General features: G+C 35.4%; 14 protein-coding genes and 1 pseudogene. 13 read left to right on the forward strand and 2 right to left on the reverse strand.

Annotation, left to right across the window (positions count from 1 at the left end; translation table 11 throughout):
• The 4 genes from EPI11_RS18600 to EPI11_RS19300 form a co-directional block, all read left to right on the forward strand.
• Positions 1-2,772, forward strand: a 2,772-nt coding sequence (locus EPI11_RS18600; protein ID WP_164879220.1) for a DUF7507 domain-containing protein, incomplete at its 5' end; no start/stop codon positions are given.
• Positions 2,773-2,783: 11 nt separating this feature from the next.
• Positions 2,784-3,695 carry a PorP/SprF family type IX secretion system membrane protein gene (locus EPI11_RS18605; protein WP_128391499.1) on the forward strand — a complete coding sequence of 304 codons (912 nt, stop codon included), beginning with the start codon at positions 2,784-2,786 and terminating at the stop codon, positions 3,693-3,695.
• Positions 3,696-3,705: 10 nt separating this feature from the next.
• Positions 3,706-5,646 carry an OmpA family protein gene (locus EPI11_RS18610; protein ID WP_128391500.1) on the forward strand — a complete coding sequence of 647 codons (1,941 nt, stop codon included), beginning with the start codon at positions 3,706-3,708 and terminating at the stop codon, positions 5,644-5,646.
• Between the two features lie 172 nt (positions 5,647-5,818).
• Complete coding sequence (locus EPI11_RS19300) at positions 5,819-5,890, forward strand: hypothetical protein (RefSeq protein ID WP_394343654.1); 72 nt, start codon at positions 5,819-5,821, stop codon at positions 5,888-5,890.
• Between the two features lie 165 nt (positions 5,891-6,055).
• Here the strand turns inward: EPI11_RS19300 and EPI11_RS18620 are convergent, their stop codons facing one another.
• Together EPI11_RS18620 and EPI11_RS18625 are read right to left on the reverse strand one after the other, a co-directional pair.
• Positions 6,056-6,739: a DUF1345 domain-containing protein gene (locus EPI11_RS18620; RefSeq protein WP_128391501.1), complete on the reverse strand. Its 684-nt coding sequence runs from the start codon at positions 6,737-6,739 to the stop codon at positions 6,056-6,058.
• 143 nt (positions 6,740-6,882) lie between these two features.
• A complete protein-coding gene (locus tag EPI11_RS18625) occupies positions 6,883-7,677 on the reverse strand; it encodes a TlpA family protein disulfide reductase (RefSeq protein ID WP_128391502.1) in 795 nt (264 codons plus the stop codon).
• Positions 7,678-7,875: 198 nt separating this feature from the next.
• Between EPI11_RS18625 and EPI11_RS18630 the strand changes: the two genes are divergently transcribed.
• From EPI11_RS18630 to EPI11_RS18670, 9 genes and pseudogenes are all read left to right on the forward strand, one after another.
• On the forward strand, positions 7,876-8,148 hold the full coding sequence (locus EPI11_RS18630) for a PadR family transcriptional regulator (protein WP_241657657.1): 273 nt from the start codon (positions 7,876-7,878) through the stop codon (positions 8,146-8,148).
• A gap of 1 nt (position 8,149) precedes the next feature.
• The gene (locus tag EPI11_RS18635; protein WP_128391504.1) at positions 8,150-8,761 is read left to right on the forward strand and encodes an HAAS signaling domain-containing protein; all 612 of its coding nucleotides are present in this window, start codon (positions 8,150-8,152) and stop codon (positions 8,759-8,761) included.
• A gap of 210 nt (positions 8,762-8,971) precedes the next feature.
• Positions 8,972-10,009, forward strand: a complete 1,038-nt coding sequence (locus EPI11_RS18640) for a ligase-associated DNA damage response exonuclease (protein ID WP_128391505.1) — start codon at positions 8,972-8,974, stop codon at positions 10,007-10,009.
• Positions 10,006-11,610: an ATP-dependent DNA ligase gene (locus EPI11_RS18645; protein WP_128391506.1), complete on the forward strand. Its 1,605-nt coding sequence runs from the start codon at positions 10,006-10,008 to the stop codon at positions 11,608-11,610. Before EPI11_RS18640 ends, EPI11_RS18645 begins: the two co-directional genes overlap by 4 nt.
• A 59-nt stretch (positions 11,611-11,669) precedes the next feature.
• On the forward strand, positions 11,670-14,129 hold the full coding sequence (locus tag EPI11_RS18650) for a ligase-associated DNA damage response DEXH box helicase (protein ID WP_128391507.1): 2,460 nt from the start codon (positions 11,670-11,672) through the stop codon (positions 14,127-14,129).
• 53 nt (positions 14,130-14,182) lie between these two features.
• Positions 14,183-14,830, forward strand: coding sequence for a ligase-associated DNA damage response endonuclease PdeM (pdeM, locus tag EPI11_RS18655; protein ID WP_128391508.1), 648 nt, complete (start codon positions 14,183-14,185; stop codon positions 14,828-14,830).
• Between the two features lie 411 nt (positions 14,831-15,241).
• Entirely contained in the window at positions 15,242-17,209 is a 1,968-nt protein-coding gene (locus tag EPI11_RS18660; RefSeq protein WP_128391509.1) for a tetratricopeptide repeat-containing sensor histidine kinase, read from the forward strand.
• Positions 17,210-17,213: 4 nt separating this feature from the next.
• On the forward strand, positions 17,214-17,960 hold the full coding sequence (locus EPI11_RS18665; RefSeq protein ID WP_128391510.1) for a LytR/AlgR family response regulator transcription factor: 747 nt from the start codon (positions 17,214-17,216) through the stop codon (positions 17,958-17,960).
• A 343-nt stretch (positions 17,961-18,303) separates the two neighbouring features.
• A pseudogene (locus EPI11_RS18670) lies at positions 18,304-22,716 on the forward strand (hypothetical protein); the annotation flags it as partial.

Raw genomic sequence — 22,716 nt, forward strand, 5'->3', positions numbered from 1 at the left:
AACGTTACCAATGTACTGACCAATGATAAGCTGAACGGTGTTGCTGTGATCCCATCCGGGGTAACGGTAACAGAAGGTTCAGGCGATACTACAGAACTAACGATCAATGCAAACGGTACAGTAGATGTAGCCGCTGGTACTCCGGCAGGCACGTATACACTGAACTATACGCTTTGCGAGAAACTCAACCCAACGAATTGTGATAATGCATCGGTAAGCGTAACAGTAGTTGCAGCACCAATTGATGCGGTCAACGATACAGCAAGTAACATCAACGGTTATACAGGCGGAACAAACGTTACCAATGTACTGACCAATGATAAGCTGAACGGTGTTGCTGTCATTCCGGCAGAAGTTACTATAACTTTAGTAAGTGGTGGTCCTGAATTAATATTAAACACCACAGATGGTACGGTAGACGTCGCTCCAAATACGCCGGGAGGTACTTATACACTTACATACCAGATATGTGAAGTTTTAAACCCTGCTAATTGTGAGACTGCTACAGTAACTATTTTCGTAATGACTCCGCAGCTTACTTTAACCAAGGATATGCAGGCAGGTACGTTTGATAGTGTTGGAGATGTAATTACCTATGATCTTGTACTTACCAATTCTGGTAATGTTATAATAACTGATATAGTAGTAACTGATGTAAATGCGGATAATATTACTCCTTCCACTGTGCCAACTATTGCACCGGGAGAGGTTGTTACTATTACAGCTACGCATACTATTACTCAGGCTGATCTTGACAGAGGATTTGTATATAATACAGCTTCAGTAACAGGAAATGACCCTAATGGAGGTAACGTAACAGATGATTCATCTGACCCTACAGATCCATTGCAGCCAAGCGATCCGGGATATGATCCCGCATGTGTAGACTGTACTGTTACAACAATTACTCAAACACCTGCATTAACATTAACTAAAGATGCTCAGGCAGGAACATTTGATAGCATTGGAGATGTAATTACGTATGATCTTGTACTTACCAATTCTGGTAATGTTACAATAACTGATATAACACTAACAGATACTAACGCGGATAGTATTACTCCTTCTACAGTGCCAACTATTGCACCGGGAGAAGTTGTAAACATCACAGCTTTACATACTATTACACAGGCAGATCTTGACAGAGGTTTTGTATACAATACAGCATCTGTAACGGGTACAGATCCAAAAGGAGGGGAGATTACGGATACTTCATCAGATCCAACAAATCCAGTATTACCAGGAGATCCAAGGTATAATCCGGAATGTGCAGATTGTACGATTACAACAATTACTCAGTCACCTGAATTAACACTGACAAAAGATGCACAGGCAGGAACATTTGATAGTATTGGAGATGTAATTACTTATGATCTTGTACTTACCAATTCAGGTAATGTTACAATAAAAGATATCGTTGTAACTGATAATAACGCAGATACAATTAATCCTGCGAATGTTATTGCTCTTGCACCGGGAGCATCGGTTAATATCACGGCCACGCATACTATAACTCAGACTGATCTTGATAAAGGATTTGTATATAATATGGCTGCAGTTACAGGAAATGATCCTTCTGGAAATCCTATTACAGAAGAATCTACAGATCCAACGGATCCTTGGCAGCCTACAGATGAAGGCTATAATCCAGCGTGTCCTGACTGTACAGTAATATCGATTACACAGGATCACGAAATGAAATTGCTTAAAGATGCAGTTTATCAGGATACGAACGGAGATGGTATAGTAAATATTGGAGACAGTATTCTATATAGCTTCAGTGTTGAAAATACAGGAAATACGACTATAAAAGATATTATTGTTGAAGATCCGCTGGTAGTTGTAAATGGCGGTCCTATTGTTTCATTGGCTCCGGGAGCAATTGACAATACTACATTTAGTGCAGTGTATATTTTAACACAAAGTGATGTAGAAAAAGGTGCGGTTTATAATCTTGCTATTGCAGATGGTATAAATACAAACGGCGGTTCGGTAAATGCTGAGTCGGAAGATCCAACACCTATAGATATAAATGATCCGTTGTTTGATCCTGCTTGTCCTACTTGTACTGTAGTGTCGTTGACCCAGAAACCGGGAATGGCACTTATTAAAGTAGCAACGTTTAATGATAACAATAATGACGGAAGAGCACAGGCTGGTGAAACGATCACTTATAGTTTCACAGTAACCAATACAGGAAATGTTGCATTGCATGATATAGTTGTAAGCGACAAATTACCAGGTGTTGTCCTGGCAGGTGGACCAATAACGGTTCTTGAGGTAGGAAAATCAGATAGTACTACTTATAAAGCTATCTACACCATTACTCAGGCCGATATAAATGCTGGCAAGGTTTCTAATCAGGCAACTGCAGCTGCCACAACATTGACTGGAATTGACATGACTGTATATTCTGATGATAATGATGAGTTTGGTACAGACCCAACAATTACAGAATTGAACGGATGTACACTTGAAATATTTAATGCTATATCTGCTGATGGAAATGGTGAAAACGATGAGTTCTACATAGGCGGCATTGAATGTTATCCAGATAATGAAGTACACATTTACAACCGTTGGGGCGTACTTATTTATGATGCCAAAGGATATGACAATAATGAAAAATCCTTTAAGGGTTATTCTACAGGAAGGACAACTGTAAGCGGTTCGAGTTCGGTACCGGCAGGAACTTATTTCTATATCATTCAGTACAAAAAGCCTGATGGCTCAACACATAAAAAAGACGGGTACCTGTATATAACCCGATAAAAAGAAGACAAATGAAGACAAAATTAATATTAATCATTTCATTGCTTGTAGGATTGCAGTCGTTTGGGCAGCAGGATCCGCAGTACACGCAGTACATGTATAATACCATCAACGTGAATCCTGCTTACGCAGGATCACGTGGGGTAACCAGCATATTTGGACTTTATCGTACACAATGGGTAGGTCTTGACGGTGCTCCGGAAACGGCAACAGTATCGGTACATGCTCCGGTAGGTAAAAATGTAGGTTTAGGGGTATCTGTTATAAATGATAGATTAGGCCCTATGGATAATAGCACATTAGCTATAGATTTTTCTTACACACTTAAAACCTCTGAGAACTGGAAACTGGCTCTTGGTATAAAAGGGAAAGCTAATTTATTGAATGTAAATTATAATAAACTGCATATCCGTTTACCGGATGATTATATGTTTCAGAATAATATACAAAATGAGTTTTCACCTAATATAGGTGCCGGAGCTTACTTGTATTCTGAAAGTTCATACATCGGTTTATCGGTACCAAGTTTTATTGAAACAGAGAATTATGAACACAATGAATTAGCGGTAGTTAAAGAAAGACTCCATTTTTATCTTATAGGTGGACATGTGTTTAATTTGAGCTATGACTGGCAATTTAAACCTGCAACTATGATTAAATCGGTAAGTGGCTCACCACTTCAAGTAGATGTGTCAGCTAACTTTTTGTACAATCAGAAATTCACTATTGGAACAGCTTACAGGTGGGACGCTTCTTTTAGCGCACTTTTGGGATTCCAGATAACGAAAGGATTATTTGCAGGCTATTCGTATGATATGGAAACTACTAAGCTACAGGACTATAATTCAGGGTCTCATGAAGTTTTCCTGCGCTTCGATCTGTTCAGGAAATCAACTAAAATAACCAATCCAAGATTTTTCTAAAAAAGGGATTATGAAAAAAAATATATTAAAAATAGCAATGCTTTTGTCTTTGTGTTCGGTTGTAATGACGGCACAGGAGAAACAAATGGCCGCAGCAGGAAAACTTTTCAATGAGTATGCTTATGTTGATGCAATAAAGGAATATAAACAAATTGCATCGAGAGGATATAAGTCTGCCGAATTGTATGAAAAATTAGGTGATGCCTATTATTACAATGGAGACCTTGAAAAATCGGCTAAATGGTACAAAGAGCTTTTTGCGCTGAACCAGGATGCTTCTCCTGAATATTATTATCGTTATGCTCAGTCGCTTAAGTCTAGTGGGGATTATGAAACTGCAAATGCCATGCTTGATAAGTTTTCAGCGAAGAGTAATGGAGACCTCAGGGCAAAACTTTATACAGAAAACAAAAACTACCTTTCTGTAATAAAGAAAAATTCAGGTAGGTATGAAGTTAAAAAAACGGATATAAATTCAGCGTATTCTGATTACGGATCGGCCTACTGGGGTAACAAAATAGTATTTGCCACTTCTCGGGATACAACCGGATTACTGAAAAGAATTGATGGATGGACCAATCATTCATTTACAGAATTGTATGAATCTTCAATTAATAGTGATGGCAGTCTAAGCAAACCAAAAAGGTTCTCTAAAAGAATTGAAACTAAAATGCATGAGTCTACTCCGGTGTTTACCAAAGACGGAAAGACAATGTATTTTACCCGTAATAATTACATTGACGGAAAGGTTAGAAAAGATGGTACAGGACAGGTATTGTTGAAAGTATACAAGGCAATTTTAAAAGATGATAAATGGACTGATATTACCGAGCTGCCTTTTAATGATAATAATTATAGTGTAGCACATCCGGCATTAAGTGCAGATGAGAAAACATTATATTTTGCATCTGATATGCCCGGAAGTTATGGTCAGGCGGATATCTTTAAAGTTACAATTAATAGTGATGGTACTTTTGGAAAACCTATAAATCTTGGAACAGGAATTAATACACAGGGAAAAGAAACATTTCCTTTTATTGATACCGATGATCAGTTATATTTTGCTTCCGATGGTCATCCTGGTTTAGGAGGACTGGATATTTATATTGCTAAACTTGAAAAAGGAAATTTTGAAAAAGCATATAATGTTGGCGAACCCATAAACAGTAAAAATGATGATTTTGCATTCATTATTGATAATCAGTCAAAAACTGGTTTTTTCTCATCCAATAGAGGCGGAGGCTTGGGCTATGACGATATATATGGGTTTAAAGAAATAAAACAAATTGAGTTTGATTGTAAACAACTGCTAACAGGTATTATTACTAATGAAAAGACTGGTGACGCTTTATCAAATGCTTCAGTTTCGATTTTTGGATCTGATATGCAGTTAATCAAAAAAGTTACTACCGCAACGGATGGAAGTTATTCATTTGAAGTAGAATGTGGTAAATCATATACTGTAAAATCGGAAAAGCAGGATTATTTACCTAAAGAAGCTCAAATAGTTATTCCAAAACAATCAGGAGAAACTAAACTTCCTATAGCTCAGGTAAAACCTGAAGCAACGATAAAAGTAGGAACTGATCTTGCTAAAGAATTTAAAATAGAACAGATCTATTTTGACCTTGCTAAATATAATATAAGACCGGATGCTGCTGTAGAACTCGACAAGATCGTTCAGTTCATGAAGGAGTATCCTACTTCTAAAATTGATGTGCGCACACATACTGATTGCCGCGCTTCAAGTAAGTACAACATGACATTGTCTCATAACAGGGCTAAATCTGTAATGGAATATATCATTAATAATGGTATAGGTGCAAATCGCCTTACGGGTAGAGGTTATGGCGAAACCAGGCTCGTTAATAAATGTGCTGATGGAGTAAAATGTACTGAAGAAGAACATCAAAAAAATAGAAGAAGTGAGTTTATTATAACTGCGTTATAATAATTTTGGTAGTTGGTAAAAGGCCGTTGGTAGCGGCCTTTTTTTGTTTAATAAAAGTGCTGTCAAAGAATAAATTGACAGTTTTTTTACCTTTATAGGAATATGAAGGCTATCGAATAGTTTACATTTACTGTTTTATGCTCCCTTTGGTTTTGTAGAAACATTAGGATGGATTACTACTTTTGAAATTGTTTTTATTGCTTGCACATTTGTAGCTCTGGAAGCAATAGCAGATGAACAGTAAGATCCTTTTGAGTTACAACCTAACGGTCTTGTATAATATGCAATGTCACAAATGATAGAAAATACTCTTTTTGAATTAAATGATAAAAAGATAGCTCATCAAAAAAGCATAAATGATTATTATATTACTTAAAACGAGTATGTTTTTGTTAATTAGATTTATGTGCTATTTACTAATACTTGCTATCGTATTTACTGTCAATGCGACAATTATTGTATTGAAAACAAATGAAATAAGACTATGAAGTAATACATAACGCCTTACTTTTTTTGAAGAAATTGTAACATCAGATACTTGAAAGGTCATACCAATTACAAATGAGAAATATGCAAAATCAATATAATCAGGTGTTTCTGAATTAGGGAAATTTATACTTTCGATATTATCCTTTGATTTTATTGTATTGGGACTATGATAGAGATGAGCATATCTTATAGTAAATATTGTATGCAATAGTATCCAGGATGTACAAATAGCAATAAGCGTAATAACTGTTCTTAATTCTTTTTCGAATACTGATCCATCAGTACTAAATATTAAAAGCAAGGTTCCTACCAGGCTTATACAGACAGAGATAAGTACAATTGTAAATATGACTTTAATATCATCGTCCTGTTTTTTTACAATTCCCTGTTGTTCTTTTGCTGTAGTGGTAAAAAACAGGAGCCACATCATGCCAATCATTGCGATCGCAAATACATCCCAGCAAAATATAATTAGAGTGACAGTACTTATTTGTAAAGGTATCATACCTATCGAAATGCATACAGCAAATAATAATGAGAATAGTAATTTCTGATAGCCGCTCGTTTTAGCCACCCAACGTGAAAGAACAGACTTTTTACTCATAGTGTAACTTTATTTTGTGGTACGACCTCATTTAATAATGCTGTCAAATTTTCTAGCTAATTTTCTAAAGTGAGTAATTCACTTTATTATAAGATATTAAAATTACAACTATTGCTTCTTATTTTGTGTTACTATTTTAATTATTACTTTGATAGTAATCTTTTAATCTCGGCTGCTATATTTTCTAAATTTCCTTCCAGATTCCCTGTTGCTGCAAACCTTATGATGCCTTCTTTATCAATTAAAAAGTTTTTTGGAATTGAATTCTTCGCATATTGATCCCATATTTTTTTATCAGGATCTATCCCGAAATTAAAATCTAGGCCATCTGTTTTTAATTTAAGTACTTTTTTTGCTACTTTTTCTTCTTTTTCTCCTATTGAGATTGCCAAAAAAACAAAATCTTCCTTTTTAAAAGGTTCAAGTATTTTTGATGGAATATCATAAAATTCCATTAGGCAGGGACCGCACCAAGTGGCCCAAAAATTAACTAATACTACTTTACCTTTAAGTTCTGACAGGTTTATTTTTTTTCCGCCGACCAGTTGTAATGTAAAATCTTTTGCTTTGTCGTTTACATTAAGAATGTATTCGCTGACTGTAGATACAGTCGCGTTTTCGGTAATTGTTACATTTGCTCTTTTGTCATTTTCTATTTTTTCTTTTTCAGAATAGAGTTCGATTATGGTAATAAATTCTTTATCTCCAATCTTATCATTTCCGAGTTTTTTGGCTAATTCATCTCTTTTATCGTCGCTAACACCTTTTGTCATAGATTTTATTAAACCTTCATTTCCATATTTCTCGACTTCTGCCATGGTGAAAATTTCATTGTTGATAACAATTACATTTTCAGGCTTTTTAATGACTTTACCCTGTCCGTAAAATGTTTGAATGTTTATAATTATGGCTGCAATAATGAAAATCTTATTTCTCATGTTTTTAGTTTCTGGTTATCCTTGATTTTACTAAAGTTTCGGCGTAGCATGGGAAGGTATAAAAGATGTACTAAACGACCAAAAAATATTTTTAGCGATGTACTTTGTTATACTATGTATTTGTTTTAGCTTTGCATTATGAATACAGAATTTTTTAATAAATGGACATCGCAACTCAAGAAGGGCACATTGTCTTTTATGGTGCTTAGCATTCTTAAGGATAAAGGAGAGTATTACGGATATGATCTTATCAATGAAGTCAAGAAAAGAACTACGATAGAGATAGCCGAAGGAACATTATATCCTTTGATGAATAGATTAAAAGAAGAAAAATTAGTGGAATCCAAATGGGTTGAACAAAATTCCGGCATCCCCAGAAAATACTATACTATAACTGATTCAGGATTAGCTGTAGTGAAGGAAATGACTCAATATTGGAACCATCTCAATCAAACAATCAATTCAATTTAGTATGAAGTTTAAAGAAATAGAATTTAAAGATAATAACTCAACGAGGATTTATAAAGACTATATAAATAGAGTTAAGAACAGTGTAAGAATACTGGACAAAGATAATCAGCAGGAAATTTTATTGGAAATAAATAGTCATATATATGAATCTATTAAAGATAATTCAAAGAGTAAAGGAGAAGTAGAACATTTATTAGACGTTTTAGAAATGCTCGGATCACCTGAAATTTTTCTAAAATCTCTTGTTGCAGAGAAAAAACTGGAAGAAGCTACAAAAACCTTTAATCCGGTAAAAATAGCAAAGGCATTGCTTTTAAATATAGGTAATGGATTTTCATATATTGTATTTACGTTCTTATACATCTTCTTGTTTGGTTTTTTATTTCTTGTGATTGCAAAGATTATTAATCCTGAAAATGTAGGTCTTTTTTACCGTCCTAACGATGTTTTTATATTGGGTCACTATAGTAATTCAGCAGGTATAAGTTATGCTCAATATGAAAAATTAGGCAACTGGTTTATTCCTGCAATGCTTTTATTATCTGCAGTTTTGTATGTACTATTAACACTATTATTAAAACTAAAAAGAACTTTGAAGATTAGATCAATATAAAGGTATAAGTTTATATAACTAGAAAAATTTTATCTATTATTCTTCCAAATTTAAAAACTCATGCTTATGGTATGAGTTTTTAAATTTACAGATAGTTTATAAAGTATTTTTAAAAGTTAAACTTCTTAGAAACCTTTTTCAAAATCATTTTTTGGATTGTAACTTTATAAATAGACTAGTATAACTAACGGGTCTGTAAAGTGAAAATCTATGAAAAATCCGCTATTAGCATTCAATGATAAAGGTATTTATTGTGCCCAGGCAGATGTATATCTTGACCCATGGAAACCCGTTAATAATGCTATCATTACGCATGGACATGCCGATCATTCGCGTTGGGGACATAAACAATATATTACTCATCATATGAATGTTCCAATTATTAAACATCGTTTGGGTAATATTATCGTTACCGGTAAAGAATGGGGTGAAACATTTACTATAAACGGAGTTACATTTTCGCTTCACCCTGCCGGACATATAATTGGAAGTTCTCAGGTTAGGGTTGAATACAAAGGAGAAGTATGGGTTTTTACAGGTGATTATAAAACTGAAGATGATGGCATCTCTACAGCTTATGAAGTTGTTAAATGCCACACATTTATTACAGAGAATACTTTTGGGCTTCCTGCCTTTAAATGGTTACCTCAGGTAGAAGTGATGAATGACATTAATAATTGGTGGGCACAAAATAAAGCTGAAGGAAAAACTTCTATCCTTTTTGGTTACACTTTAGGTAAAGCACAGCGATTACTTAAATATCTTGATCCTAATATTGGGCAGATTTATACCCACGGTGCTGTAGAAAATATGACTGAAGTACTGCGGTCGATGGTCGATTTTCCACCTACAATCCGGATAACGAAAGAAACTAAGAAAGAAGTTTTTCCTGGTAGTATGGTATTGGCACCGCCCAGTGCACATGGTACCGTTTGGATACGAAAAATGACACCTTATGTAACAGGATCCGCAAGTGGGTGGATGGCTTTTCGAGGTGCGCGTAGACGCAGAGCGATAGATAAAGGTTTTGTACTAAGTGATCATTGTGACTGGCAGGGACTACTGGAAAGTATTCAGGCAACTGGTGCTGAGAAGATAATATGTACTCATGGTTACAGCGATATATTTAGTACTTATCTTAGAGAGAAGGGGTATGATGCCCGTACAGAACATACTCAATACGAGGGCGACGAAAATGAAATAGCTGAGGCAAAAGACGATGAAACCGAAAATAAAGAAGCATTATGAAAAATTTTGCCCAACTTATAAAAGCTCTTGATAGTTCTAACAAAACATCCGTTAAAGTTGATGCCTTAACAGAATATTTTCGCAATGCAAATGATAAAGACAAGGTGTGGACCATTGCTATATTATCACATCGTCGTCCGCCACGCCCTGTAAATACAACTTTACTAAGATTATGGGCTACAGAACTGGCAAATATACCATTATGGCTTTTTGAGGAATCATATCACATTGTGGGCGATCTTGCCGAAACCATAGCTCTTGTTATACCTACTACTAAAGAACATTCTGAAAAAAGCCTGAGTGAATATGTAGAAGAGATGATTGCACTTAAAAAGAAAAGTGAGGAAGAAAAGCGTGAGTATCTGCATGAAAACTGGTTAATACTCAATTATTATGAACGATTTGTTTTTACAAAATTAATTACTGGCAGCTTTCGTATTGGTGTAAGTCAAAAATTAATGACACGTGCACTTTCTAAAGCTATAGATGTTGATGAAGATATACTTGCTTATAAATTAATGGGAGATTGGAATCCGTCAAAAATTACGTTCCAGGAGTTGATACTGGATGAAAAAAGTCAGGATTATCTATCTAAACCATATCCTTTCTATCTGGCTTATGCTCTTGAAGGTGATCCGGAAAATTTAGGTGATTGTAAAGATTGGAGTGCAGAACACAAATGGGATGGGATTCGTTCACAAACTATTATTCGTGATGGAGCGCTTTATGTTTGGAGTCGTGGAGAAGAATTGGTTACAGATAAATATCCTGAATTTAATGCCTTTGTCGGTATAATTCCCAATGGAGCCGTTATTGATGGAGAAATTTTACCCTATGGAGATGATAAGATAGGTTCGTTTAATGATTTGCAAACCAGAATAGGCCGTAAAACAGTATCAAAAGCTTTGCTAGAAAAGACTCCGGTTATTATTAAAGCCTATGATCTTTTAGAATGGGAAGGCATTGACATTCGGGAACGCCCATTTGAAGAACGGAGAGTTTTGCTTGAAAAACTTTACGACAGTATTAAAGATAAAGGTTTACCATTACAATTGTCTGAACGATTTGATTTTACAAGTTGGGATGATGCTGTTCGCGAAAAAGCAAAAGCAAGGGAATTGCGCAGTGAAGGTTTAATGTTTAAGCGTAAAAATTCTCCTTATTTGGTAGGTCGTAAAAAAGGTGATTGGTGGAAATGGAAACTGGATCCGTTTTCTATAGATGCAGTACTCACTTATGCCATGAGAGGTAGTGGACGTAGGGCCACCTTATTTACTGACTATACTTTTGCGCTTTGGCAGGATAAAGAAGATGGTAGCCGCGAATTGGTAACTTTTGCAAAAGCATATTCCGGCTTAACGGATGATGAATTCAGGATGGTAGATGATTTTATAAAGAAGAATACTTTAGAACGTTTTGGACCGGTGCGCAGTGTTACTCCAAAACTTGTTTTTGAAATAGGGTTTGAAGGTATTGCTTTTTCCGGAAGACATAAAAGTGGAGTAGCTACCCGTTTTCCACGCATACTCCGTTGGCGTACCGATAAAAAAATTGAAGATGCCAATACACTGGAAGATCTAAAAAATATAATCTTAAAGTAATACTTATACTTATAATAATTAATGAGTTCATTTTTATATAATTATTGAATAATAAAATAATGAATAGACAGGAACTTTTTGATATAGCTCATGGCTGGTTTGACAGTAAAGGTTGGATACCATTTCCTTTTCAGATACAAACATGGAATGCTTTTTTACAAGGAAAACATGGTCTTTTAAATGCTCCTACCGGGAGCGGGAAAACGTATGCCTTGTGGATTCCCATTATGTTAGATTATATTAAAAAGAATCCCAATTACAAAAAGAAACATACTCCGGGCTTGAAAGCAATATGGATAACACCACTTAGAGCCTTATCTATAGAAATTAAGCAGGCAGCCGAAAGAGCAGCGAATGATTTAGAAACGGGTTTAACTGTTGGTATTCGTACCGGCGACACTTCTACAGCCGAAAGAAGCAGGCAAAAGACAAAAATGCCTGATCTACTTATTACTACACCGGAAAGTCTGCAATTAATGCTGGCTTCTAAAGGATATGATAAAATTTTTAAGGATTGTACAACTATGGTTATAGATGAGTGGCATGAATTATTAGGTACTAAGCGAGGTGTGCAAACAGAATTAGGACTTTCCAGATTAAAAGCAATTGCTCCCAAAATGCGAATTTGGGGTATATCGGCCACAATAGGTAATCTTAATCAGGCATTGGAAGTATTACTTGGACCTGAGTCTGATACTTTCGAAAATTCGATACTCATCAAAGCACATATCAATAAAAAAATAAAAGTAATATCTATTATTCCTGAGAAAATGGATACGTATCCATGGAGAGGGCATATGGGATTGCATCTTATAGATGAAGTTGCTAAAATAATCAAGGCAAGCAGGACAACACTTGTTTTTACTAATGTAAGGGCGCAATGCGAAATATGGTTTCAGGCATTATTGGAAAAATATCCTGAATTTGCAGGAGATATGGCTATGCACCATGGGAGTATTAGCCGTGAAACCAGGCAGTGGGTAGAACAGGCAATTCGTGATGAACAGCTTAAAGCGGTAATTTGTACATCAAGCCTTGATCTTGGGGTAGATTTTGCGCCTGTTGAAACTGTAATACAGATAGGTGGTCCTAAGGGTGTTGCACGTTTTTTACAGCGTGCAGGAAGAAGCGGTCATAGGCCGGGACAGGAAAGCGTTATTTATTTTCTAGCCACACACGCTATGGAACTCATAGAGGCTTCTGCACTTAAAAAAGCAGTTAAGGAAACTGTTGTTGAAGATAGGGTTCCATATCTTAACAGTTGGGATGTGCTCGTGCAATATCTCGTTACATTAGCAGTATCAGATGGATTTTATCCTGATACCATTTATAAAGAAATAAAGAATACTTTTTGTTATCAGGCAATGACAGAAGATAACTGGGCCTGGGTACTCAATTTTATTACAAAAGGCAGCCAGAGTCTGGAAGCTTATGATGAATATAAAAAAGTAGAAATAGAGGAAGATGGCCGTTTTGTAGTGAATAGTAAAACCGTAGCACTGCGACACCGTATGCAAATGGGAACTATAGTAGGTGATGCAGTCATGAATGTTAAGTTTTTAGGTGGTGGTTACATAGGCAGTATTGAAGAATGGTTTGTATCTAAATTGCATCCAGGCGATGTATTTATTTTTGCCGGCCGCAAACTGGAATTATATAGGACAAAAAATATGGAAGTTTTAGTGCGAAAAGCAAGTCCATCGGCTAAAGCTCAACACGCGAGTTGGATGGGAGGGAGAATGACCCTTTCAGCACAAATGAGCGAGCTGGTACGACAGGAACTGTATGCCGCAAATACTGATGTTATGTCGCCCGAACTACGCGCATTGTTACCTGTTTTTAAACGACAGCGCAAAGAATCTATAGTTCCTGATGCAGATGAATTTTTGATAGAGACTTTTAAAACAAGAGAAGGGTATCACACTATATTTTATCCTTTTGAAGGTCGCTTTGTACATGAAGCACTTGCCAGTTTAATGGCCTATAGAATTAGTCTGCTGATGCCAATTACGTTTTCTCTGGCATATAACGATTATGGTTTTGAACTTCTAAGTGACCAATATGTAGATATACAGCAAGTTTTAGATAATAATTTATTCATACCACAGTATCTACATCATGACCTCCAAAATAGCCTTAATGCTACGGAGATGGCAAGAAGAAAATTCAGGGATATATCTGTAATAGCCGGGCTGGTTTTTACAGGATATCCAGGCAAGGTTGTAAAGACGAAACATTTACAAAGTGGATCGCAATTGATCTTTGAAGTATTTAGAGATTATGAACCGGATAATTTATTATTGCAGCAGGCTTATAGAGAAACATTTGAACATCAATTGGAAGAAGGTCGTTTGATTTTAGCTTTAGAACGTATACAAAGCCATAAAATAAGATGGATGCCTTGTGAAAAACCTACGCCTTTCAGTTTTCCTATAATTACGGATAGATTAAGAGAAAAGTTATCCAGCGAAACTTTGGCAGAAAGAATAAAAAAAATGACTGCTAACTACATGAAATAAAGAAATTTTCAAACTAAATTTTTATTGTTTGATAATATGTAAAAACTATTTAAATGACATTGCAAATAGAAATTAATAATCAGGTGTTTGTGCTCCATAATACCGGTGCTCTTTATTGGGTTGAAAAAAGAATGCTGCTGATATCTGATGTGCATTTGGGTAAGATATCTCATTTTAGAAAACATGGACTAGCATTGCCCATAGGTGCCATTTTTAAAAACTTTTCTAAACTGGATAAGGTGATAGATCATTTTAGTCCTGAAAAAATATGTTTCCTAGGTGACCTGTTTCATAGTTCTCTCAATAATGAATGGCATTTATTTTCCGATTGGGTAAATCGTACCGAACTTTCAATTATTTTAGTAGCTGGAAATCATGATGTTATAAATCCAGAAAAATATAATGACCTTAACATTAAGGTAGTTAGTGAATGGGTGATTGAAAACTTCCTACTTATACATGATCCTAAAGTACGTGATGGATTGTTTACTTTTTCAGGACATATTCATCCTTCGGTGAGGTTAATAGGGAAAGGCCGACAATTCTTAAAATTATCCTGCTTTTTCAGATCTTCTAATCAAATGATTCTTCCTGCTTTTGGCGAATTTACAGGAACTTATGTTATGCAGCCTAAAGATGATGATGTTGTTTATGTAGTAACAAAAGAAGATATAATAATGATGAAAGCAGATGGGAAATAGCAATAATAATTTTTATTTAGGTTTTACTCTACTTTTTACATTGTTTTTTAAATAGGGATGCACTTTTTTAAAATGTTGTCCTTTATGCTATATCATCTTTTTATTGGAATAAATACCGTTTAATCAAAAATCAACGTATATATTCTATTTCTTTAAATTATCTCCGAAAAGTTTATTCTTCCCTCAAAAGAATCTTTAATAAATATAGATGTGTTGTAAATTCACTTAGAGTTAACCTACTATTAACTTAACATTCACTTGTATATTAGTAAAAAATTCACACTTTTGTTTTAGTTTTTTTATAAGGAATTTTCTTCGCAATCAATAATGATATTTGTGAAATTTATTATAATTTGGCAAACTTTTCAGATACATTATATTTTATAATCAGAAACTTTGCTGTAAAACTCTATGACTAAAAATTACATTATAAAATCACTATTCACAGCTGCTTTACTATCACTGTTTATTTCTTCTGTTGGGTTTTCGCAGGACAAAACAGTAGATTCGTTGATAATGGTAATGAACTCTAAGGCTCCAGATACAATTATACTGAAAACTTTTGAGTATATGTATCATAACGAATACCTTCCTGAGGATAAGAAAAAGGATTATGAAGATAAGGTAAAAGCAATTGTTAAGAGAAATCTTTCTAAAAGCGGATTGACAGATGACCAAAGAAATTATTTGATTTCGTTTAGTGCTGTACCCTATATGGATGAGTTTAAAGCATTATTCAATAATGACCCGGGCAAAGCCATATTTTTTATAGACAAAGTAATAGCCATTTACCGTAAGACAAAACGAAATAAGGAATTAGCTTCGCTATTGGTCACTAAAGGTGCTTGCCATAACCGTATAGATGATCAAAAAACGGCAATTAGCTGTTTTTATGAAGCACTACGGATGGCAGAAAAACTAAAAGATACTAATGGGATTGTATATGCTTCGAATGCAATTGCTACAACCTATATGGAACAATTGAATTTTAAATCTGCAATTCCATATTATAAAAAAGGTCTGGAGTTTTATCAATCACAAAAAATATTAAGTCCGTCAGAAAAAATTCAATATAGCAGTTTGTGCTATAACCTTGGTAACGCTTACCAATACATTGACGATTTAGACCAGGCATTAAAATATTTGAACAAGGGATATGATATTAGTATCAATTCTGAAGATAATCAAATTGCCGGTCCAATATTAAGGTTGCTTGGTACTGTTAATTTTAAACTTAAAAAGTATGACGCTTCATTATCATTTTACGAAAGGTCGTTAGAATTAACGAAAAATGATTATATGAAAGCCTATACGTTTAGTTTTATGGCAGGTACATATGTCGCGAAAAAAGAATACAGCAAAGCAATTTCTGCTGCTGAAAAAGCAATACAAGATGGGAAGAACGGACCTAAATCTTTTACAATCCTTACGAATGCCTATTTGAACCTTCATGAAGCTTATCGCGGGTTGGGGCAGTTTGATAAAGCCTTATCGGCTTATAAAAATGGTATTGCCTATAAAGATTCTATGGGTCGGGAACAGATACAAAAAGAGCTTCGGGACCAAAGTGAACAATATGCCTTTGAGAAGAAAACACTACTTTCGAAAATAGCTCAGGACAAAAAAATGCAAAAAGAAATAGGGAGTAGGAATCGTGTTATTTATCTGAGTGTTTTCGTAGCGATTTTACTGCTTATAGGAATCTTATTTTTATACTATCGTAATAAACAGCGTCAGAATATACAGAAAAATAAGAATGACGAGTTAAAACAAAGACTGTTGCTTACCCAGATGACACCACATTTTATATTCAATTCAATTACAAATATTCAGGGGCTCATCCAGAGTAAAAAAGATACAGAAGCAGTACGTTACCTTGGTAAATTTTCGAAACTTACCAGACAGATCTTAGAACATTCCAGAGAAAATTTTGTAGTGTTGAGTGAAGAACTTAATATGCTTGAAAATTATCTTGCTATCCAGAAACTGCTATACAATGATAAATTTACTTATGAAATTATTGTTGATGGTGCTATTGATGTAAATAATTTCCTTGTGCCGCCAATGCTTACACAGCCTTTTATAGAAAATGCAATTAAGCACGGTCTTAAGAACAGACCTGAAGGCGGACTGGTTTCAATTAATTATTATTTGAATGAAAATCGTCTATATTTTGAAGTTTCTGATAACGGTTCAGGGCTACAGGAAAAGTCATTAAAAGAATATCAATCGCTATCTACGCAAATTACACAAGAGAGGCTGGATAGTATTGCTGCCAAAAGCGGAATCGTGATACATACTGAAAATAATACTGATTCGGATAATAAGATACAAGGCGTAAAGACTTTTTTCGAAATACCTTACCAATTTAATTCTTAAAATTATGCTTAGAGCCATTGTCATTGACGATATGGATAATGTTAGGCAGGCTACTGTATCAGCTATTAGGGAGTATTGCCCGGCTGTCCGCATTATTGCAGAAGCTAATGGTGTTGCCAGCGGCATCGAGGCTATTAAAAAGTTTGTTCCCGACCTTATTTTTTTGGATGTTGAAATGGATGATGGTACAGGATTCGATCTGCTGCAACAATTGCGCCCAATAAACTTCAAAGTTATTTTTGTGACTGGTTACCAGGAATTTGCCATGAAAGCTTTCAGGTTTAGTGCCGTAGATTTTCTTATGAAGCCAATTGATCCTGATGAACTTATTGAAGCAGTTGACAAGGCTGAGAAGACATTGAATAAAGAGTTATTGGAATTACAGTTTAGTGCCCTTTTCTCAAATATCGAGCGGCCAAGCCGATTAAAAAAGATAGTTCTTCGTACTGCCGAAAAAGTTTACTCGGTTAATGTACAGGATATTGTACGTTGCGAATCGCATAAAAATTATACGACCTTTTATTTGCTAAACGGACAAAGGCTTTTAGTTTCCACTAATTTAAAAGAATATGAAACAATGCTTGAACCGATGGGCTTTTTCAGGTCACATCAGTCACATTTGGTGAACATGATATATTTTGATCACTTTATAAAAAGCGATTCAGGAATGATCATTATGAAAGATAAGTCACAGGTTCCCTTAGCAACAAGGAAAAGGGAAGAATTTTTAACCTTGTTAAACTCTTTGTAAGGTGTTTTTTCGAATCCCATGGTTTTTACCACGAATTTAAGATTTATGAGTGCACATGTTCATTTGGTTTTCCTAAGACATTTAAAAGTATATTTTTGTTTATAGTTTAAAATATAAAAAACATTAAAAATTAATTAGAATAATATGAAAAAAAAATACAATTTGATTCTTTTACCGATGATTGTTTGTGCATCTGTAGATACAATGAGTCTATTGCAAAATGGAATACCATATTGTACTTTAAATAGATTAGCATTTAAATGATAGAGAATTTAATTCTGCTTATTCATTTGTACTTAATACTTTACTTACATCAATCAATCAATCAATCAATAATCTTACAATGATTACATTTCCTTCTTTTAGTCAATCTAAATTTACAGGAGTAACCAACTATTTAAAATCAATAAATTTTATAGGAAGGTACTTTTTATTATTTTTCATTTCTTTTTGGCATATCATATCATATGCTAATAATGATGAGTGTTCCAATGCAATACAACTAACTCCCGGTATAGCATGTAATAATACCTTAGGAACATTTCAAGGTATGACTCTTAGTGGTACAGCACCCGGATGTGACCCAAATTCTTCACAGGATGTTTGGTATAAGTTTACTGCTACAGAGCAGACGATGTCAATTACTGCAATAGGTGCATTTGGAATAACGTTTTCTTTAGGATTGGAAATTAGAGAAGATAGCTGTTCGGGTCCTATTTTTAAATGTGTTAGTGAATTCAATGGAGCGGCACATTTTGCTAAAAATTTTGTTGTAGGTAAGACTTATTTCATCCGCGTCTATCATCCTACAGCTACTTTAATTCCCTATTCGTTTAACATTTGTGTACAGTCTTATCCGCCTCCTGCAAATGATATATGTGCTAATGCCGCTCAATTAACACCAAATGCTGCATGTGTTACTACTACGGGTTCATTTAGTGGATCTATGATGAATGATGCAGCACCTTTATGTGCTACAACTACGTCACAGGATGTTTGGTATAAATTTACTGCTACAGAGCAGACGATGTCAATTACTGCTGTAACTGAAGTTGGAACATGGTTTTATTTAGGCTTGGAAATTAGAGAAGATAGCTGTTCCGGTCCTGTTTTTAAATGTATTGGCAGTAGTATGGATAATGCATCACATTTCGCTAATAATTTTGTTCCTGGTAAGACTTATTTTATCCGTGTATTTAATCCTTCAGCTATTTTAAGTACCTATTCGTTTACCATCTGTGTAAGGTCTTATCCGCCTCCTGTGAATGATATATGTTCCAATGCAGTTCAATTAACACCCAATGCTACATGCGTTACTACTACGGGTTCATTTAGTGGATCTATGATGAACGGTACCGCTCCGTCATGTGCTTCAACTACTTCACAGGATATTTGGTATAAGTTTATAGCTACTGACCAGACGATGTCGATTTCTATTGCTGGAGTTTCATTTAATACAATGTATTTAGGATTTGAAATTTTTGAAGATAGTTGTTCGGGTCCTGTTTTTAAATGTATTGGCAGTAGTATGGATAATGCATCACATTTCGCTAATAATTTTGTTCCTGGTAAGACTTATCTTATCCGTGTATTTAATCCTTCAGCTACTTTAATTACCTATTCGTTTACCATCTGTGTAAGGTCTTATCCGCCTCCTGTGAATGATATATGTTCCAATGCAGTTCAATTAACACCCAATGCTACATGCGTTACTACTACGGGTTCATTTAGTGGATCTATGATGAACGGTACCGCTCCGTCATGTGCTTCAACTACTTCACAGGATATTTGGTATAAGTTTATAGCTACTGACCAGACGATGTCGATTTCTATTGCTGGAGTTTCATTTAATACAATGTATTTAGGATTTGAAATTTTTGAAGATAGTTGTTCGGGTCCTGTTTTTAAATGTATTGGCAGTAGTATGGATAATGCATCACATTTCGCTAATAATTTTGTTCCTGGTAAGACTTATTTTATCCGTGTATTTAATCCTTCAGCTACTTTAATTACCTATTCGTTTACCATTTGTGTACGGTCTTATCCTACGCCTGTGAATGATGTATGTGCTAATGCCATTCAGTTAACTCCAAATGCTGTGTGTGTTAACACAGACGGTTCTTTTAGTGGTGTTATGATGAACGGTACCGCTCCGGCATGTGCCCCAAATACGTCACAGGATATTTGGTATAAGTTTACAGCTACTGACCAGACGATGTCGGTTCTTATTGCCAAAGTTACATTTAGTACCATGTATGTTGGTTTCGAAATTCTAGAGGATAGTTGTTCGGGTCCTGTTTTTAAATGTATTGGGAGCAGTACGGATAGTGTATCACATTTCGCTAATAATTTTGTTGTAGGTAAGACTTATTTTATCCGTGTCATTAATCCCTTAGATACTATAGGTATACGCTCATTTACCATTTGTGTACAATCTTATCCTACGCCTGTGAATGATGTATGTGCTAATGCCATTCAGTTAACTCCAAATGCTGTGTGTGTTAATACAGACGGTTCTTTTAGTGGTGTTATGATGAATGGTACCGCTCTGTCATGTGCTTCAACTACGTCACAGGATATTTGGTATAAGTTTACAGCTACTGACCAGACGATGTCGGTTCTTATTGCCAAAGTTACATTTAGTACCATGTATGTTGGTTTCGAAATTCTAGAGGATAGTTGTTCGGGTCCTGTTTTTAAATGTATTGGGAGCAGTACGGATAGTGTATCACATTTCGCTAATAATTTTGTTGTAGGTAAGACTTATTTTATCCGTGTCATTAATCCCTTAGATACTATAGGTATACGCTCATTTACCATTTGTGTACGTTCCTATCCTCCACCTGTGAATGATGTATGTGCTAATGCTATACAACTAATGCCAAGCGCTACATGTGTTAACACCACTGGTACTTTTAGCGGAGTAACTATGGATGCGGGTATTGCTGCATGTGCCCCAAATACGTCACAGGATGTTTGGTATAAATTTGTAGCTACATCAGGTAACATGGGTATTCAATTAGCTGCTTCGAACAGTATTAATCATGGTTTTCAGGTGTTTGAAGGAAGTTGTAATGGAACAGTAATTAGCTGTATAAATAATAATGGAGCAGGTCTTAGTGAATCGGTAAATTTATCTGCACTTACAATAGGTGCTACTTATTTCGTGAGAGTGATCAATGCTTCGGCAACTATAAATACCAGCAGCTTTAGTATTTGTTTAACCGGGCCACCTCCGGTAGCTTGTACTCCTTCAGTAACAATCAGTGCTTCAACAGTATCAATTTGTTCTGGAGTTAGTGTAACTTTTAATGCTATACCAACGTATGGAGGTAGTTCTCCTTCTTATCAGTGGAAAGTTAATGGGAATAATGTTGGAACAAATAGCTCATCATACACAACTTCTACATTAACAAACGGAAGTATTGTTTCTTGTGTAATGACAAGTAGTGCTGTTTGCGCATTTCCTGCAACTGCTACAAGTAATACTGTTAGTATTGCTGTCTCAGGTTTACTTACTCCTGAATTTACTCAAATTCCGGCGGTTTGTTTAGGACAATCATTTACACTCCCTACAACTTCTAACAATGGCATTTCAGGTACATGGAGCCCTGTAGTAAACACAACAGCAACAACAATCTATACATTCACACCGAATGCAGGACAATGTGCTTCGACAGCAGCAATGACAGTCACTGTCAATAATATAACACCAGGGTTTACTCAAATTCCGGCAGTTTGTTTAGGACAATCGTTTACACTTCCTACGATATCTAACAACGGGATTGCAGGCACATGGAGTCCTGCAGTGAATAATACAGCTACAACAACGTATACATTTACACCAGATGGAGCACAATGTGCTTCAGCTGTAACAATGACAGTAACTGTGAATGCAGGTAATGTTGTACCAACATTTACGCAGGTTGCTGCTATATGTCCAGGGCAATTATTTGTACTTCCTGCGATTTCTAATAATGGGATCAATGGTACATGGAGCCCGGGAGTTAATAATACTGCTACAACTACTTATACTTTTACACCAAATGCAGGACAATGTGCGTCGGCGTCGGCAACAATGACGGTAACTGTGAATACAAATAGTATAACACCAGTATTTACTCAAGTTCCAGCTATTTGTCCAGGGCAGTTATTTGTACTTCCTGCAACTTCTAATAACGGAATCAATGGTACTTGGAGTCCTGGAGTAAATAATACTGCTACAACGACGTATACATTTACGCCAAATGGAGGTCAATGTGCATCGGCTACAACAATGACGGTAACTGTGAATACAAATAGTATAACACCAGTATTTACTCAAGTTCCAGCTATTTGTCCAGGGCAGTTATTTGTTCTTCCAACGACTTCCAACAATGGAATCATTGGTACGTGGAGTCCTGTAGTAAATAATACTGCCACAACGACGTATACATTTACACCAAATGGAGGTCAATGTGCATCGGCTGCAACAATGACAGTAACAGTAAATACAAATAATACTGCAACACCGGTATTTACTCAGATTGCAGCTATTTGTTCAGGTCAATCATTTGTTCTTCCAACGACTTCCAACAATGGAATCATTGGTACGTGGAGTCCTGTAGTAAATAATACTGCCACAACGACGTATACATTTACACCAAATGGAGGTCAATGTGCATCGGCTGCAACAATGACAGTAACAGTAAATACAAATAATACTGCAACACCGGTATTTACTCAGATTGCAGCTATTTGTTCAGGTCAATCATTT

The sequence above is a fragment of the Flavobacterium cerinum genome, from assembly GCF_004028155.1.
In the GTDB taxonomy this organism is placed as follows: Bacteria; Bacteroidota; Bacteroidia; order Flavobacteriales; family Flavobacteriaceae; genus Flavobacterium; species Flavobacterium cerinum.

Excerpts from the sequence above, each read along its gene's own strand:
- EPI11_RS18605 (WP_128391499.1), top strand. The coding sequence starts at position 2,784 with ATGAAGACAAAATTAATATTAATCATTTCATTGCTTGTAGGATTGCAG.
- EPI11_RS18610 (WP_128391500.1), top strand. The coding sequence starts at position 3,706 with ATGAAAAAAAATATATTAAAAATAGCAATGCTTTTGTCTTTGTGTTCG.
- EPI11_RS18620 (WP_128391501.1), bottom strand. The coding sequence starts at position 6,739 with ATGAGTAAAAAGTCTGTTCTTTCACGTTGGGTGGCTAAAACGAGCGGC.
- EPI11_RS18625 (WP_128391502.1), bottom strand. The coding sequence starts at position 7,677 with ATGAGAAATAAGATTTTCATTATTGCAGCCATAATTATAAACATTCAA.
- EPI11_RS18630 (WP_241657657.1), top strand. The coding sequence starts at position 7,876 with ATGGTGCTTAGCATTCTTAAGGATAAAGGAGAGTATTACGGATATGAT.
- EPI11_RS18635 (WP_128391504.1), top strand. The coding sequence starts at position 8,150 with ATGAAGTTTAAAGAAATAGAATTTAAAGATAATAACTCAACGAGGATT.
- EPI11_RS18640 (WP_128391505.1), top strand. The coding sequence starts at position 8,972 with ATGAAAAATCCGCTATTAGCATTCAATGATAAAGGTATTTATTGTGCC.
- EPI11_RS18645 (WP_128391506.1), top strand. The coding sequence starts at position 10,006 with ATGAAAAATTTTGCCCAACTTATAAAAGCTCTTGATAGTTCTAACAAA.
- EPI11_RS18650 (WP_128391507.1), top strand. The coding sequence starts at position 11,670 with ATGAATAGACAGGAACTTTTTGATATAGCTCATGGCTGGTTTGACAGT.
- pdeM (WP_128391508.1), top strand. The coding sequence starts at position 14,183 with ATGACATTGCAAATAGAAATTAATAATCAGGTGTTTGTGCTCCATAAT.
- EPI11_RS18660 (WP_128391509.1), top strand. The coding sequence starts at position 15,242 with ATGACTAAAAATTACATTATAAAATCACTATTCACAGCTGCTTTACTA.
- EPI11_RS18665 (WP_128391510.1), top strand. The coding sequence starts at position 17,214 with ATGCTTAGAGCCATTGTCATTGACGATATGGATAATGTTAGGCAGGCT.